Raw genomic sequence first — 14,646 nt, 5'->3', positions numbered from 1 at the left:
CGTCGCCGCTTTGCCGGCTCAGTAACCACGGGCCATGTCGACCGTTTCCGGCAGCCCGCCAGTCTCGCGCCATGTGCGCACATTGCCGGCCACGATGCGGGCCGAACTTTCCCGGCTTGTCGGCGCGGAAATATGCGGCAGGACGGTCACTTTGGGGTGTTGCCAGAAGGCGGAAGCAGCGGGCAAGGGCTCCTGCTCGAAGACATCGAGAACGGCGTGCGAAAGCCTGCCGGAATCAAGAGCTGCAATCAGGTCATTGGCGACTATCACTGCGCCGCGGGCGAAATTGACGAGTGCCGCGCCCTGCTTCATTGCGGCGAGACGCTCGGCGTTCAAAAGACCGCGCGTCGCATCGGTAAGCGGCACGAGGCAGACAAGAATGTCGCTCTTTTCCAGCAATGCCTGCAGCCCGTCATCGCCGGTCAGCGTTTCCACGCCATCGACCGCCTTGGCCGAACGGCTCCAGCCGGCGACGTTGAATCCGGCATGGGTGAGGCGCTCCGCCGCAGCCGTGCCGAGCGCCCCGAGGCCGAGGAGACCGATGGTCATTTCGCCGGGGTGGCGGTAGTCCAGCTCCTGCCAGAGCGCCTTTTTTTGGTTTTCGCGATAGGCGGGCATGTCGCGTTGCAGATAATAGGTCCATGCCAGCACGGCTTCGGCCATCACACGCGAAAGCTCAGGATCTTTCAGCCGAACGATGGGAGGAGCCTTTTCGCCCAGCTCCAGCATCAGCCGCTCGACACCTGCCCACAGGCTGTGGATCCATTTGAGGCCCGGAAGCGCCGCGATATCGGCAGGATCCGGATTGGCGACGATGGCGAAATCCACCTGGTCTTTCTGTTCCGCGCTCAGTTCGGAAAAGGAAAGAATGTTCTCTTCCGGCATGGCGGCGCGCAGCGCCTGCTTCCAGACGGTCTCCGTTTCCGCATTCATCCGCGAAACAAAGGCTATGGGTGATGGCATGAGATTGATCCTGCTTGCGATTTTAGCGTCACGCCATCAATGCGCAATTTCGGCGGGCAATACCATGGGATTGTCGTTCGTATCGTCAACATAATAAACGGCCCGGTTTTCACCGAGCCGTTATACGATTACGCGTCTTCCTTCACCGGCGGCTTTGCATCGCCGTAATAGGCCGCGAATTTCTCGTGATAATGCTCCGAACCGCCGGGGCCGGCATAACGCTGCAATTCCGTCATGTCGGTCTTGTTCAGCACGATGCCAAGCGTCTTGTTGGCGATCTGCGGTTCGTTGGCCATCAGGTTCTGCACCATCTGGATCGGCGTCTTGCCCCATTCGGTAACGAAGACGAAACCGTCTACCTGCGGCGCAAAGGCCTTGGCGTCGATGACGGGAACGACAGGCGCGAGGTCGACGATGATGTAATCGCAGGCCTCCCGGGCCGAGTCGATGAATTTGCGCATGCCGGGGGAGGAGAGCAGCTCGCTCGAATGGGCGAACTGGTTGCTGGTGGAAACCGGCAGGATGCCCATTTTCGTGCGCGTATCCACCTTCACCGCCTGCGTCCACGGAACTTCATCGAGCACCACTTCCACCAGACCGGCGGATTGCCGTGTGGTCAGCATGCGGCTGAGGCCGGGATTGCGGATATCGGCATCCACGACAAGCGTTCGTTTGCCCGTGGAGGCGATGAGGCCGGCGAGGTTGAGCGCCACGACCGACTTGCCTTCGTTCGGCAAGCAGGAAATGACGCCGATGACCCGGCAGGGTCGCTCCTGAATGACGACGTCGGCCGTCAACTTCACATTGCGGAGCGTTTCCGCAAAGCTGGAACGCGGGCTGTCGACGGCAAGGCGCAGCATCTTCTGGAACGAGACCTGGCCGCTGTCATCAAGCGTGGCGTTCTCGCCGCCGGGGGTGGCGGCGCTGTCGCCGGTCTTGGCGTTTTCCACGCCCCTTTCCCCGATAAAGGGAAGGTAACCGAGAAAGCGCATGCGCAGATTGTCGCGTACATCGTTGCCGGTGTGGAAAAAGCGATCCCGGAATTCGAGAAGCGCTGCAATGCCGCCGCCCAGCATCAGGCCGAGAACGACCGAAAGTGCCATGGTCATGGTCTTTTTCGGGCTGGAAGGCGAGGTCGGCAGTCCCGCCTCGGAGATGATGCGGGCTTTGGCGATCGGCAATGACTGTTTCTGCGACGCCTCCTCGAAGCGGCCGAGATAGGACTGGTAGAGCGTGCGCAGAGCGGTTGCCCGCTGCTCGAGTTCGCGCAGCTGGACCATGGTGATATTGGCTTGTGAATTGCGGCCCGCCACCCGGTCGATATTGTCGCGGAGCGACTGCACACGGGAGTTGGCGACGTCATATTCGTTCTTGAAGCTGCCGGTCAGCTGCTGCAATTCCTGGAAGATCTGCTGCGATACTTCTTTCTTCTCGGTCTCAAGCGCGGTCGCCTGCGGATGGTCGGCGCCGAATTGCTGGATGATACCCCGCTGCCGGTCGGAGATGGTGATGTAGCGCTTTCGCAGATCCTGAATGACCGAATTGTCGGTATCGCGGGCCGAGACAACGGCGTTATCGACCGCCGTTTCCGGTCCACGGTCGATGATTGATTTATACTGGTTGTAACGGGCGGAGGCCGTCGCCGCATCCGCCTGCGCGGCAATCAGCTGGCCGTTGAGGTCGGCAAGCTGGCTTTCCGACATCAGTTCGCCGCGCGAGGAGACGATGTTGTTGTCCGACTTGAATTTCTGTACCGCCAGTTCAGCGGCCTGGGCGCGCTGGTTGAGGTCGGTCATGCGTTCCTGCAACCATACCGAAGCGCGCTCGCTGGCGTCGAAATTGGCGTTCAGCTGTTCGGTAAGATAGGCCTGCGCATAAGTCTTGGCGATCTGCGCTGCAAGCTGGCGGTCGGTCGAGCGGGTGGAGATGGCGATGACCGAGCTGCGGCCGACACGTTCCACCGTCAGCGACTGCTGCAGCACCGCGGCGGCCTTTTCGCGGCGTCCGGCGCGGATTGCGGCCTCGGAAACCGGCGGATCGCCCGGCAGGACGAGATCGAGAATGCCGCGGACGGAGGATTTGACGAGCTGGACCGGCGACATCGGCGGATTGACGATGGTGTCGTTCTCATCGAGCTTGGCCTTGTCGACTACTGTCAGCGCCATTTCCTTGGATTTCAGAATTTCCACGGCGCTGGCGATGCGGTTGTCGACGATCTGTGCGGCGGGCACCGGTGATTCCTCTTCCGCATAGCGGGAAAGGCTTTCATCCAGGAGCACCTGCGTCATCGCGGTGTAAACGGGGGTCGCAAGCACCAGATAGAGGCCGGCCAGAACCACGGCGGCGATGACGGAGGCGGCAATGACATTGGCGCGGCGCACCACGGCGGCCCACAGGCGGTCGAGGTCGATGAACGTGTCGGAATCCTTGCCGGACTCCGGAAAACCGATATTGGATTTAAAGGTCTTGTGGTGCATGGACCTACCTTGTGAACTAAAAATGGTACGCGGGAAGCCGAGCAAACTCGCCTTCCCGCCTCCCGTTATTGGTGCGCCGGCCGCCTCCCCCGGCGGCGCGATGAAAGTCAGGCCGCCTGGACGCGGCTTTCGTGGTTCGCCACCAGTTCCTTCACCGAAGCGAGAACCTGGGCTTCCATGTCCGCGCGCATCAGCGAAAAGGCGACGTTGGCGGCAATGAAGCCCTGCTTGCTGCCGCAATCAAAGGTGCGGCCAGAATATTTCTGCGCATGGAAAGACTGCTTTTCGGCGAGCCGCTTCATGCCGTCGGTCAGCTGGATTTCATTGCCCGCGCCACGCTCCTGCTTGGCGAGAATATCGAAGATTTCCGGCTGCAGGATGTAACGGCCATTGAGGTAATAATTCGAAGGCGCCCTCGAAGGTTCCGGCTTTTCAACCATTTCGGTGACGGCGAAGCCGTGATTGACCTTCTGGCCGACGCCAACGACGCCATAGGACGAGACTTCTTCAGGCAGGCATTCCTCGACGCCGAGAATATTGCCGCCGACTTCATCGTAAAGCTCCATCAGCCCGGCGATACAGCCGCGTGCGCCGTAAGAAACCATGTCCGGCAGAAGCAGCGCGAAAGGCTCCTTGCCTACCAGCTCGCGCGCGCACCAGACGGCGTGGCCGAGACCGAGCGGCACCTGCTGGCGCGTATAGCTGACGGTGCCGGCAACCGGCAGCATCTTTTCCAGCTGCAGCACCTGCACGGTCTTGCCGGAGCGGGTCAGCGTATTGATGAGTTCCGGCGCGCTGTCGAAATAGTCTTCGATGGCGGTCTTGTTGCGGCTCGTCACGAAAATAATGTGTTCGATGCCGGCCTGCATGGCCTCATCGACGGCATATTGCACGACGGGACGATCCACGATCGTCAGCATTTCCTTCGGCATCGCCTTGGTGGCGGGCAGAAACCGTGTGCCGTTGCCAGCTACGGGAATGACGGCTTTTCTGACAGTTTTGTTCAGGTCCATCGCGTTCTCCTTTATCAAGGTTTGATCTGTCCCCAGTCCCCGCGCAGATTTCGTCCACGCGTCAATTTTACGAAATCTGTCTTTTCACCCCTGTATTCGCCGCGGGCGCAAACATGGCGTCCCGCAACCTCCTCAGCCGCACTGCAATCGGCATTCGCAAATGCCCCAGCACGGCAGGATCCCTTATCGTGGTCTTCAAGGCGCCAAGTACCGAGCGGCTCTTGATGTTTTCCACCAATGTCAGAAAATTATGCGCCAGCCGCAGGCTGCGGCTTCTCGCCTGCTGCGCATCCATGGCTGCGGGCAGCAAAGTGTAATGGCTGAGGAACTCCTGATCCGCCCGCATCATCGCTTCGACGTGATGAAGTTCGAGCACGCGCGAAATCGAGCCTTCGCGAATGTTGTAGATATAGCCCGGCTTCGGTTCGATGACGCAGAGACCGCCGGCGGCGAGCGCCGAGGCGAGCAGGATATAATCCTCGCCGATGCGTATATCCTCGCGGAAGCGTAGCGCCTCGTTATTGAGGAAATCGCGCCGGAACATCGGTTTCATGTAGCCGAAATTGAAGGTGGAGCGGAACAGGATGTTGGAGGAGATGAAGTCCTCGAGCGTGAGGGCGGATCGTTCCTCCAGAAATTCTTCCGGAAACATCGTCTCCACCGGCCTGCCGTCGGTATAGACGACATCGAGATTATCGACAGCGATCTCAGCATTCGCGGCCTCCGCCCGGCACATCATGCAGGCGGAGCGCTCCGGACGGATGACATCGTCGGAATCGAGCACGGCGATCCAGCGCCCGGTCGCGGCTTCTATGCCGGCATTGCGTGCCCCGCCAGGGCCGAGATTTTCGGCAAGAGCGAGCAGGCGGACGCGCGGATCGATGATGGCGATACCTTCCACGCGCGCAATGGTGTCATCGGCGGAACGGTCGTCGACAATGATAACTTCCAGCGTCACACCCCGCTGGTCGAGCGCGCTTTGGATGGCGGCTTCGATCGTATCGGCGGCATTATAGGCGGCGATGACGAAGCTGATATCGGGCGGTGAGGCAAGGTTTTCCATCAGGTCGCCTCCACCGCGCCATACTGGCGGATTTCACGCACGCCGAAAGCGCCGCTCATCGAGCCCATATGCAGCGTGCCACGCAGCGCATAACGGTTGCGGCGCACGGGGTTGAAACCGTTCAAGGCGGCGAAGAGCGCGCAATAAAGCACTTTCGAACCTGCCTTCAGCACCTGTACCACGCGACGTAGACCGGGTTTCCTGTCCGCCAGCACGCGGCCATGGGTCTGGCCGGAGCGGAAGCGGCGTTTGGCAAGCCATAGGAAGCTTGCGCGGTTTTCCGGCACGGGTTCGGACAACATGGCATCTTCCGCAAAGACGATGCGGCCGCCGGCGGCGTGAAGATGCGAGAAGAAATGGGTGTCTTCGCCGCCGCTCTGGCCGAGCGCCAGCGCGAAGCGCCGGCCCTTCACCGAAGGCGCATCCATCTTGAGCAGCGTGTTGCAGGTGTAGCCGGTGATGATCTCGCCATTCACCCAGACCGGAACGGTCGAGTGGAAATCGCCGCGTTTCATCCATTCCGGCGCATTATCCCGGTAAACAGCCGTCACCGGGCCGAGAACCGCTTCCGCACCGGTCTCGTCGGCTTTTTCCAGAAGGGCGGAGAGCCAGTGCGGCGGGGCGGTCTCGTCATCATCGATGAAGGCCAGATAATCCGCCCGGCATTCCGACAGGCACGCATTGCGGGCAATCGAAATATTCGATTTTGGGCAATGTACATAGGTAATCTCGAAGGGCGCGGTTTCGCGCAGGCGATCGACGCTCGCCCTAGCGCTTGGCTCCTCGTCATTATCTGCAACGATCAGCCGAACTTTCACGCCTTCCGGCACATCCACCTCGAAGAGTGACAGAAGTGTGGCGACGAGTGCGGGGCGTCTGTAGGTGCAGATGCCGATATCGACGCTCTTGAAATTTTGCGTGCCGGTGACGGTGTTGTCGGTCATGAGACAGCCTTTCTTCCCCGGAATTTCAGGAGTTCCAGCCAGAAGCCGGTGGACCAGGCCAGATGCATCACCATCGCCGAAAAGGCGGCGAGCGGGCCGTATGGGTTTTTCTGACCTATTGCCATCCACACGCCATAGCCCAAACATGCGGCGATCCAGAGGCCGAGCGGAATAAGCGCCGCCCAATGCACAAGCGACAGCAATGCGAAGATGAACACCGGCAGCACGGCGAGCGGAATCATCTGGCGGATTTTCGGGATCGAGCGATGCTTCAACAGGTTTTTCGCCCGGCCGCGGCCATAGGCGAGATATTGCCGGAACAGCGGCATGACGCTGGCGCGCGGATAATAGGTCATGCGGGTCTTGTCGGTCATCCAGATGCGGAACCCGGATTTGCGCAGGCGGAAATCCAGTTCGGCATCCTCATTGTGGCTGAAGCTCTCGTCATAACCGCCGACCGCGTCGAAGGCGGCAATCCGCATCAAGGCGTGATGGCCATGGTCGATCCAGTGGCCTTTGGCACCCTCGCGGTGCTTGGAACCGCCATTGCCGAGCTTGGAATTCTGGGCGATCGCTGTCGCCTTCTGGAAGAGGCCGTGGCCGACCGTATCCATGGCGACGACGACGGAATCCGCACCCGTCCGTTCGGCGTCGTCGATCAGTCGCTGGCAATAATCATCGGGATAATCGCCATGGGCGTCGATGCGGATGAGATAATCGAAATCCTCGCCGAAGGTGGCAACGGCAAGGTTGATGCCAGCGCTCTGGATGCGCTTCGCATTGGCGAGAAGTGTGACGCGGTCATCCGTCGCCGCAAAGGCGGAAACGATATCGCGGGTTCCATCCGTGCTGCCGCCATCGGCAACTACGATACGGAAGAGACGCCCCTGCATTGCATTGGTGAATTTGACAAGCAGTCCCTCGATCGTCTTCGCCTCATTGAGGCAGGGAATGACGATCAGCGTTCTGATGCCGGGATGACCAAGACCTTCCATAATTTGCCCCCTACGCACTACACGGGTGAAAACTGCGCTTGCCGGGCGTGGCCGGAAGCGGATTTGGCAAGCGAGGACAAGTGCTGGACCAGCTGACGGCAATCGTCGCGGTCGGTCAGCCATTGTTTCCTGTCTGTTGCCGACAGGGTGTGGAAGGCGTCCGCATAGGTTTGCGGGATCATCTGGTTGAAGAGGGCGGCAAGATCGTCAGCGCCTGCCTGTTGCAGGACGAAGCCGATATTGCGTTTTTCAATGAAGCGAGCCGTTTCCGTGCCGGAAAGCGCAATCGGCAGGGTGCCATAAAGGCCGCCTTCATAAAGCCGATTGGGCAGCAGCCAGCTGGAATTCTGGCCTTCTTCGAAAAAGTCGATCGCCCAGGTGAACTGCACCTCGTTGTAGATCGCGGCTAGATCCTCGGGGTTTTTGTAAGGTCCGTGGAAGTGCAAATGCGGGGCAGCGGCCACGAAGCCATCGAAATCGGCAAACTCCGAATAGGCCGGCCGGCCACGCAGGATGATTTCGACCCGGCCTTCCATGCGACGGGCAAAGTCAGCGAGGATTTCAAGGGACCTGCGGCAGCGAAGCGCACCGAACCAGCCGATTTTCCATGGTTCGCCGGGCTTGGGGGGGCGGGGTTGCGGCGCGGCGGCAACGGTGCTGTCGAGCGCCAGCACCTTGTTTTCCTGCAACAGGACGGGAAGGTCGAGGCCCGACACGGGCTTGAAGTAATGCTCCACGAATGCCGGAGAACTCGTGACCAGCAGTTCGGCGTCGCGTGCGAAATAACGTTGCGCGGCATTCAGCAACTGTCCGGGCTTGCCCTCGTTGAGAAGCAGGCGGTGAATATCGAGACATTCGTAAACCAGTGCTGGCTGGCCGCCATAGATCGACATGGCGCGCTTTGCCAGAGCCAGCATTTCGAGGTTTCTGGCAAGAATGACGTCGGGTACAGGAATGCCGCGCAGGACCTTTCCAAGTGAAAGGCTGGCTTTTGCCACCGCCGCCATGCGCTGCAGAAACTGCCCGTCGGCGGTCTCCCCGAGCACGACGGGCATGACGCCCTCGATTTCCGCCAGCCGGTTCTGCCCGCGCCGGAAACCCGCCAGCGTCACCCGCGCCCCGCCCGCGAGCAAGGTCAGCACCCGCCGGCGAATGGCGGGGTCCGACAGGTCATGCGCGAGATAGAGGACATGGGTCATGCAAGGGTCCGGTTGGTTTCATGCGTCAGAGACGCTGTGGATTACGTTTTGGTTCAAAAATCAGTTGAGGGCGCAGGCAATGGATTCCGGGAACTGGCATTCGTCGCCGAGCGCCGTGAAGGCGAAGCGGTCGACGACCATTTGCGACGGCCCCGCATAAGCAAACTTGCCCATCCAGTCCTTCAGCGTGTCGGTGCCCCAAAGGCTGAAGAAAATCTTCTGGGCGTTCTGCGGGATTTTCGTTGCGTCCGTGACTTCATGAACGAGCTTGCCGTTGACGTAATAACGCAGGCGCTGCGGTTCCCAGACAAAGGCATAGTCGTTGAAGCCGGCATCGGCCCCGCCTTCCACCGGCACCAGCTTTTCATTGCCGCCCTTGGCGGAGATATACTGGTTGAGCTGCACCTGGCCGGTATTCCTGCCCAGAACCTCGAAGTCGATTTCGTCGTGCGGCTTCTTGTCGGTCGGGCCGATATAGGTGAAGAAGGCGGAGTTGAGGCCCGAGCCGGTGGCGGCCTTCATCCGTGCCTCATAGGTGCCGTAGCGATAACGCCCCTTGGTCTGGATTTCGCCGCAGGCGAATTTGCGGTCTCCGGCCTTGGCTTCTTCGAAACCGAGTGTCAGCTGGCCGTTTTCCACCGTCGCCAGTTTTTTCGACCAGGTGCAGTTCTGATGCGCACCGTTGTTCCAGCCGTCGGAAACATACCAGAAGCTTCTGTCCATCTGGTCGAAATTCTCGATGAAGGACGCGCCATTGCCTTCCTGCGCGTGCATCGGCGTTGCGAAAGCCGTGGCCGAAAGGGCTGCGGCAAGAAGAATGCGTGTCTGAACGCGGGTGACAAATGTTGTCATTGGTTCACCTCTGTCGTTGCGAATAAAGCGTTTCGGATGTGGGCGGGCCGATTATGGAGGCCCGTTTGGTCGCGGAAACAGTTGCCGTCTTGCGTTTGCCGCTGCGGCTCCCGGTGAGCACGGAATAGACGGTGGGCATATATTTGCGTGTCTGCGCGTTGCTGATGATCAGGATGACGAAGGCGGACAATGTCGCGCTGATATAGAAGGCGGGATAAAAGTCCGGCCCGCCCTTGTTCCAGACCATCCACATGATGACAAGCAGCGGGTAATGGGCGCAGAATATCCAGAAGCTGAGGCTGCCGGTCTCGGCAAGCCGCTGGCCAAGCCTGCTGCGGATCAGGATCGATGAAGACACCCAGAAGCCAAGCGCGCCGAAGACCGCGAGCAGATTGCGCGACATGTTCAGCCAGAAGGTGAATTCCGGGCCGGTGAAATAAAGACCCGTAGCAAGAATGGCGGATGCCGTGAAGGTTAGCACCATGATCGGCAGGGCGTAGGGATCGAGCGCCTTGACATCGACCCGGTGCAGCGCAAGCGCAATGCCGAGCGAAAAGCTGAAAAGGATCGATTTCTTCTGCACGATGAAGATCGTCAGGTCCGGCATGGCCGTGATGATCAGAAGAATAGCGAGCGTCGGCAGCGCGAAGCGGCGCATCAGAAATGCGAGCACCGGCGACAGCAGAATGCAGACAAAAAGGTCGCGCAGGAAATAAAGCGGCACGTTCACCGGCAGTTCTTCGAGCGCCGTACCATGGCTGAGGATTTCGCGCGGGCTGGCGTTCCAGAGGTCGGGGAAATACCCCACGCCGACATCGAAGAGCTGGATCAGCAATACGGCGGCAAACAGCGCGCCATTCCACAGAAGGAAGGGCAAAAGCACGGTCTTCGATTTGGAGCGGATTGTTGCCGGATAATTGAATTCACTCATGCCGCGGCGAAACAGCAGGTAACCGGAGATGGCGCTGAGGCAGGGCACGCCGATACGGAACAGCGCATCGCCCAGGAAAACGCGCAGCCAATCGAAGAAGCCGTAAAGGCCAAGAAAGGGACTGGTTTCGGCATCGTGCGGCACATGCACGAACACGATCCCTGAAATCAGCAATATGCGCATCAAATTGATACGGGAGGATAGGTTCTGATCGACAGTCACATCAGTCACCCCTATTGGGCGGCGTCCACCCACGCCGCGTTGCAACCAGAGCGAACTTAAGCCCGCACTGGAAAGTCTGGTTTCGACTTTGGGATAAAATGTGGCGACGCGGGAAAAACACAAGCTTAGATTTTGCGGGTGAATGTCTGGCGTTCCCGTCATTCCTTTCGCTGTAAAAAATCAAATATTTGAAATTACTATACTTTTTATAAATCTGGCCATCGTTAAAAATCGCCATAGAGTGTGAAATTGTCATTTGTCGTGATATTGCGCTGCAAAAAGAACCGCCATCCGGCCATGCCGCGGTGAGGGAAATCACCGCGGAAAAGGCCGGTTAACGGCGGAAATGAGGCGCGTTTTTCTACGGTTGATCTAACCTTGGGTTGCAGTGTCCCGCATGCGCCGCGATTTGACCATTCCGAGAATCTTCCCGAGCAGCGCCCGTTCAGTCAGCAGGATCAGCACCGCATAGATGACGCCACCCACGGCAGCGCCGATGAGAACCTGAAGCGTGGCATTGGGAACGCGCTCAGCCAGAACGTGAAGCAGATAACGCACCGCACCGGCCATGATCAGCGCTGCGATCATCGGCCGGCTGCTGACATAAAGGCCGCGGAAGAAGGGCGTATCGCTTGCCTTGAACACCGCCCAGGAATAGGCGACCAGCGTTACCGCATTGACGATGCAGAGCCAAACCATCGCGTCGATCAGGGTGCCATAAAGCGCGGCAAGCCAGACCGCGACGGTGGTGACGATGGCGCGGATCGTCGCCGACCAGAACAGCACGCGGCCATAACCTGCTCCCTTCAAATACGGGATGAAGGTGCTGCACGGCGTCAGAATGGCCTTCGACAGGGCGAGCAGACCGAGAACGGGCCAGGCATAGGCCCAGTTCTGCCCGAAGATGACAAGCATTGCCGGCTCCGCCACGGCCCAGAGCCCGAACATCATCGGCGCCAGAAGCACGGTCAGCACCTGCGTACTGAACATCAGCGCATCACGACGGCGCTGTGGATCGTCCATCATCCGGCTGAACGCGGGAAACAGAACGCCCATGACGGCAGACAGAACCACCTGGTTGGGAATGCTGGCAAAGCGGTTGGAGGCGGAATAGGCGCCGGCATCTGCCAGACCAAGATGCCGGGCAATGACCACCATCGGTGACTGGAAGGTAACGAAATTGGCGATTTCCGAGCCCATCAGCCCCGAACTGAAGCCGAGAAGCGGCACCAGTCGGCGCGGTTTCATGACGAAGCGCGGGCAATAACGGGAAACGGCATAAAGCCCGACAAGCCGGATGAGGGCCGCGGCAAAAAGCTGGATGATCAGCGCCCAGACGCCGAAACCCATAAAGGCAAGCGCGACCGCGACAATGGCCGCGATGCTTTCCGATGCCATGCTCCACAGCGCGTCCTTGCTGAAATTCATCCGTCGCGCCAGCAGCGAATAGGCGACATCACCGGCAAGCTGCAGCGGGATGAGAAATGCCATGATGCGCAGCAGATAGGCGCTTTCCACCGCACCCAGCAGTTCGCCGAAAAATTCCGCGAAGATGTATAGGGCGGCGGCCATGGTGCAGGAGATGGCGAGATTGGCCCAGAAGACGGTATGGATCGTTTCCATATCCTCTTCCTTCTCAACGATAAGGGCGGACGTCAGGCCCGCCCCGGCGATCATGGTCAGGAACTGTACAACCGTAAGTCCTACCGCCACCACCCCGAATTCTTCCGGCGTGAGGAGACGAGCGAGAATTGGGACCGTGACAAATTTAAGCCCGAATGTCCCTGTTTTTGATAAAACGCTCCAGCCGACATTCGTGGTGATGGTCTTTACATTTGGCGCTGGGGGCATACAAGCATCCTGTTTCTGGAGGCCGGCGGGAGGAAGCCGGTTGGGAGTTGCCGATACCATCGGGGCCGTTTCTAGGATCGGGCCCGACACTTCTTGATCAACGCAAGGGGCGAAACAATGGCAAGATTTACTGTCGTCATTCCCTACTACCAAAAGCAGCACGGTGTCCTGGGACGTGCACTCGCATCGGTTTTTGCGCAGACCTACCAGGACTTCGATCTTGTCATCGTCGATGACGAATCGCCATACCCGATCGATCAGGAACTTGCGGAACTTTCGCAGGGTGAGAAAGACCGGGTTCTTGTCATTAAGCAGGCCAATGCCGGCCCGGGCGGCGCGCGCAACACCGGTCTCGACCATGTGCCTGACGGCACCGACTACGTTGCCTTTCTCGATTCCGACGATATCTGGACGCCAGATCATCTGCAGAATGCGGCCTTCGCGCTAGAGACTTACGACGGCGAGTGCTACTGGGCATCGATGCAGGCAAGTGACGAATTTTATTATCATTTCGCCATTTCCGAGCTGGAGAAAAATGAGGGCGCGGCACGGCTTTCCGAGAAGCCGCTGGTGATCGAACTGCCGGATCTGGCAAGTGTGATGCTGCGCAACTGGAGCTTCCTGCATCTCTCCTGCATGGTGATTGGCCGTCCTCTTTTTGAGAAAATCCGCTTCGATCCGGCGCTCAGACTGGCGGCGGAAGACGTGCTGTTTTTCTGCGATTCCATCCTCGCATCGAAGCGGACGCTGCTCTGTGACGATGCCGGTGCGATGCGCGGAATGGGCGTCAATATCTTCCACAGCATCGACAATACCTCGCCGGAATTCCTGCGCCAGCAGTTCAATACCTGGGTGGCGCTCGATACGCTGGAGGGGCGTTTTTCACGCCGGCCGGACGATGTCGCCTCCATTGCGTCCTATAAAAACACGGCGCGCAAACAGGCGCTGTGGAGCCAGGCGGGCAACTTGAAACGGCGAAAGGCGCCCGAATTCGGACTGTTGTTGAAGTGGGCGATGCGTGATCCGGCACTGCTGCGTGCCGCTTTCGAACTCGGCGCCGGAAAAATCGTCCGCTCGCGATGAGCGAATTCTCGCCTGCAAGAATCTATATGTTTTTTCACCCAGGAGTGACCTCATGAAACCTTACCACTGGGAATCTCATCACGGAAATTTCGGCGACGATCTCAACCTGTGGCTGTGGGACTTTTTGCTTCCGGGCCTGCGCGATGTGCATGACGATGTCATGCTCGTCGGCGTCGGCACTGTCCTGAACGATGTTCTTTTGCCGGGAAAACAGCGCAAGCTGGTGATCGGCAGCGGTTATGGTTACGGCGCGGTGCCGGATACCAGCACCGAATTCTGGGACATTCGCTGTGTGCGCGGCGAAAAAACCGCCGCCAAGCTCGGGCTCGCTCCCGAAAAAGGCATTGTCGATCCGGCCGTTATGGTCACCGAGATGCCCGATTTCAAAGGCCTGCCGAAACTCTACAAGAAGACCTTCGTTCCGCACTGGGAATCGGCGGAATTCGGTATGTGGGAAACGGTCTGCGAGCCGGCAGGGCTCACCTATCTCGACCCGCGCGGCGAGGCGAAAGCGGTCATCCGCGCCATTGCCCAATCGGAATTCATCGTGGCTGAATCCATGCATGGTGCAATCCTTGCCGATGCCTTCCGCGTGCCATGGGTCGCGGTTAGCACCTCGCCGTCGATCAACAGCTTCAAATGGAGCGACTGGGCCGGCAGCGTCGGTGTCGACTATCAGCCGCGCTATGTGCCGGTTTCGACCCGCGCCGAGGCGGCGAAAAAGGGCTCGCGCTTCTGGGGTATGAGCTTCCCGCCGCCGCCCGGCCCCGTCATTGCCGAGGCCGGTTCCGTTCCGGTGCATGAAGGTCCGGCGCATGAGGGTGACGTGCTGGTGCGGCCGCAGGAAACGCAGTCCCGGTCATTGCGCAAATTGGCCAAGCAGGTGCTGGCCGCGCCTTCCACGCTGGCGCTGTGGCAGGCAAGCCGCGCGGAGCCGCGTCTCAGCCCGGATGGCCGGCTGGAAGAGCGCAAGGAGCGTTTCGCCGCCGTTCTGGAAACGGTGAAGCGGGATTATCTCTGAGGGCGAAGAGTGGATGCGGCAGAGAATTTTCT

The 14,646-nt window shown here is 59.6% G+C and carries 12 protein-coding genes; 2 read left to right on the top strand and 10 right to left on the bottom strand.

Annotation, left to right across the window (positions count from 1 at the left end; all coding sequences use genetic code 11):
- Positions 1-18 precede the first annotated feature (18 nt).
- From AGR1_RS27145 to AGR1_RS27100, 10 genes are all read right to left on the bottom strand, one after another.
- Positions 19-963 (bottom strand): glyoxylate/hydroxypyruvate reductase A, encoded by a 945-nt coding sequence (locus tag AGR1_RS27145; RefSeq protein ID WP_149149037.1) that lies wholly within the window; start codon positions 961-963, stop codon positions 19-21.
- A gap of 128 nt (positions 964-1,091) precedes the next feature.
- Positions 1,092-3,440 carry a Wzz/FepE/Etk N-terminal domain-containing protein gene (locus tag AGR1_RS27140; RefSeq protein WP_187772311.1) on the bottom strand — a complete coding sequence of 783 codons (2,349 nt, stop codon included), beginning with the start codon at positions 3,438-3,440 and terminating at the stop codon, positions 1,092-1,094.
- Between the two features lie 107 nt (positions 3,441-3,547).
- Positions 3,548-4,453, bottom strand: coding sequence for a UTP--glucose-1-phosphate uridylyltransferase (locus AGR1_RS27135; protein WP_035263633.1), 906 nt, complete (start codon positions 4,451-4,453; stop codon positions 3,548-3,550).
- 67 nt (positions 4,454-4,520) lie between these two features.
- On the bottom strand, positions 4,521-5,516 hold the full coding sequence (locus AGR1_RS27130; protein WP_149149035.1) for a glycosyltransferase family 2 protein: 996 nt from the start codon (positions 5,514-5,516) through the stop codon (positions 4,521-4,523).
- The gene (locus AGR1_RS27125) at positions 5,516-6,460 is read right to left on the bottom strand and encodes a glycosyltransferase family 2 protein (RefSeq protein ID WP_149149034.1); all 945 of its coding nucleotides are present in this window, start codon (positions 6,458-6,460) and stop codon (positions 5,516-5,518) included. Before AGR1_RS27125 ends, AGR1_RS27130 begins: the two co-directional genes overlap by 1 nt.
- Positions 6,457-7,455, bottom strand: coding sequence for a glycosyltransferase family 2 protein (locus AGR1_RS27120; protein WP_149149033.1), 999 nt, complete (start codon positions 7,453-7,455; stop codon positions 6,457-6,459). The genes AGR1_RS27125 and AGR1_RS27120 overlap by 4 nt, the downstream gene beginning before the upstream one ends.
- A gap of 17 nt (positions 7,456-7,472) precedes the next feature.
- A complete protein-coding gene (locus tag AGR1_RS27115) occupies positions 7,473-8,654 on the bottom strand; it encodes a glycosyltransferase family 4 protein (RefSeq protein WP_149149032.1) in 1,182 nt (393 codons plus the stop codon).
- Positions 8,655-8,714: 60 nt separating this feature from the next.
- Positions 8,715-9,506 (bottom strand): glycoside hydrolase family 16 protein, encoded by a 792-nt coding sequence (locus AGR1_RS27110; protein WP_149149031.1) that lies wholly within the window; start codon positions 9,504-9,506, stop codon positions 8,715-8,717.
- 4 nt (positions 9,507-9,510) lie between these two features.
- Entirely contained in the window at positions 9,511-10,659 is a 1,149-nt protein-coding gene (locus tag AGR1_RS27105; protein WP_080796485.1) for an acyltransferase, read from the bottom strand.
- Positions 10,660-11,031: 372 nt separating this feature from the next.
- On the bottom strand, positions 11,032-12,510 hold the full coding sequence (locus tag AGR1_RS27100) for a lipopolysaccharide biosynthesis protein (RefSeq protein WP_149149030.1): 1,479 nt from the start codon (positions 12,508-12,510) through the stop codon (positions 11,032-11,034).
- 117 nt (positions 12,511-12,627) lie between these two features.
- Here AGR1_RS27100 and AGR1_RS27095 point away from each other — a divergent pair, with 117 nt between their 5' ends.
- Positions 12,628-13,593 (top strand): glycosyltransferase family A protein, encoded by a 966-nt coding sequence (locus AGR1_RS27095; RefSeq protein WP_149149029.1) that lies wholly within the window; start codon positions 12,628-12,630, stop codon positions 13,591-13,593.
- Between the two features lie 52 nt (positions 13,594-13,645).
- Positions 13,646-14,614, top strand: coding sequence for a polysaccharide pyruvyl transferase family protein (locus AGR1_RS27090; RefSeq protein ID WP_149149028.1), 969 nt, complete (start codon positions 13,646-13,648; stop codon positions 14,612-14,614).
- Positions 14,615-14,646: the final 32 nt, after the last annotated feature.

The sequence above is a fragment of the Agrobacterium sp. B1(2019) genome, assembly GCF_008274755.1.
In the GTDB taxonomy this organism is placed as follows: Bacteria; Pseudomonadota; Alphaproteobacteria; order Rhizobiales; family Rhizobiaceae; genus Agrobacterium; species Agrobacterium salinitolerans.
Note: the sequence above shows the minus strand (reverse complement) of the source record. Positions and strands in the feature narration are given on the sequence as shown.

Excerpts from the sequence above, each read along its gene's own strand:
- AGR1_RS27145 (WP_149149037.1), bottom strand. The coding sequence starts at position 963 with ATGCCATCACCCATAGCCTTTGTTTCGCGGATGAATGCGGAAACGGAG.
- AGR1_RS27140 (WP_187772311.1), bottom strand. The coding sequence starts at position 3,440 with ATGCACCACAAGACCTTTAAATCCAATATCGGTTTTCCGGAGTCCGGC.
- AGR1_RS27135 (WP_035263633.1), bottom strand. The coding sequence starts at position 4,453 with ATGGACCTGAACAAAACTGTCAGAAAAGCCGTCATTCCCGTAGCTGGC.
- AGR1_RS27130 (WP_149149035.1), bottom strand. The coding sequence starts at position 5,516 with ATGGAAAACCTTGCCTCACCGCCCGATATCAGCTTCGTCATCGCCGCC.
- AGR1_RS27125 (WP_149149034.1), bottom strand. The coding sequence starts at position 6,460 with ATGACCGACAACACCGTCACCGGCACGCAAAATTTCAAGAGCGTCGAT.
- AGR1_RS27120 (WP_149149033.1), bottom strand. The coding sequence starts at position 7,455 with ATGGAAGGTCTTGGTCATCCCGGCATCAGAACGCTGATCGTCATTCCC.
- AGR1_RS27115 (WP_149149032.1), bottom strand. The coding sequence starts at position 8,654 with ATGACCCATGTCCTCTATCTCGCGCATGACCTGTCGGACCCCGCCATT.
- AGR1_RS27110 (WP_149149031.1), bottom strand. The coding sequence starts at position 9,506 with ATGACAACATTTGTCACCCGCGTTCAGACACGCATTCTTCTTGCCGCA.
- AGR1_RS27100 (WP_149149030.1), bottom strand. The coding sequence starts at position 12,510 with ATGCCCCCAGCGCCAAATGTAAAGACCATCACCACGAATGTCGGCTGG.
- AGR1_RS27095 (WP_149149029.1), top strand. The coding sequence starts at position 12,628 with ATGGCAAGATTTACTGTCGTCATTCCCTACTACCAAAAGCAGCACGGT.
- AGR1_RS27090 (WP_149149028.1), top strand. The coding sequence starts at position 13,646 with ATGAAACCTTACCACTGGGAATCTCATCACGGAAATTTCGGCGACGAT.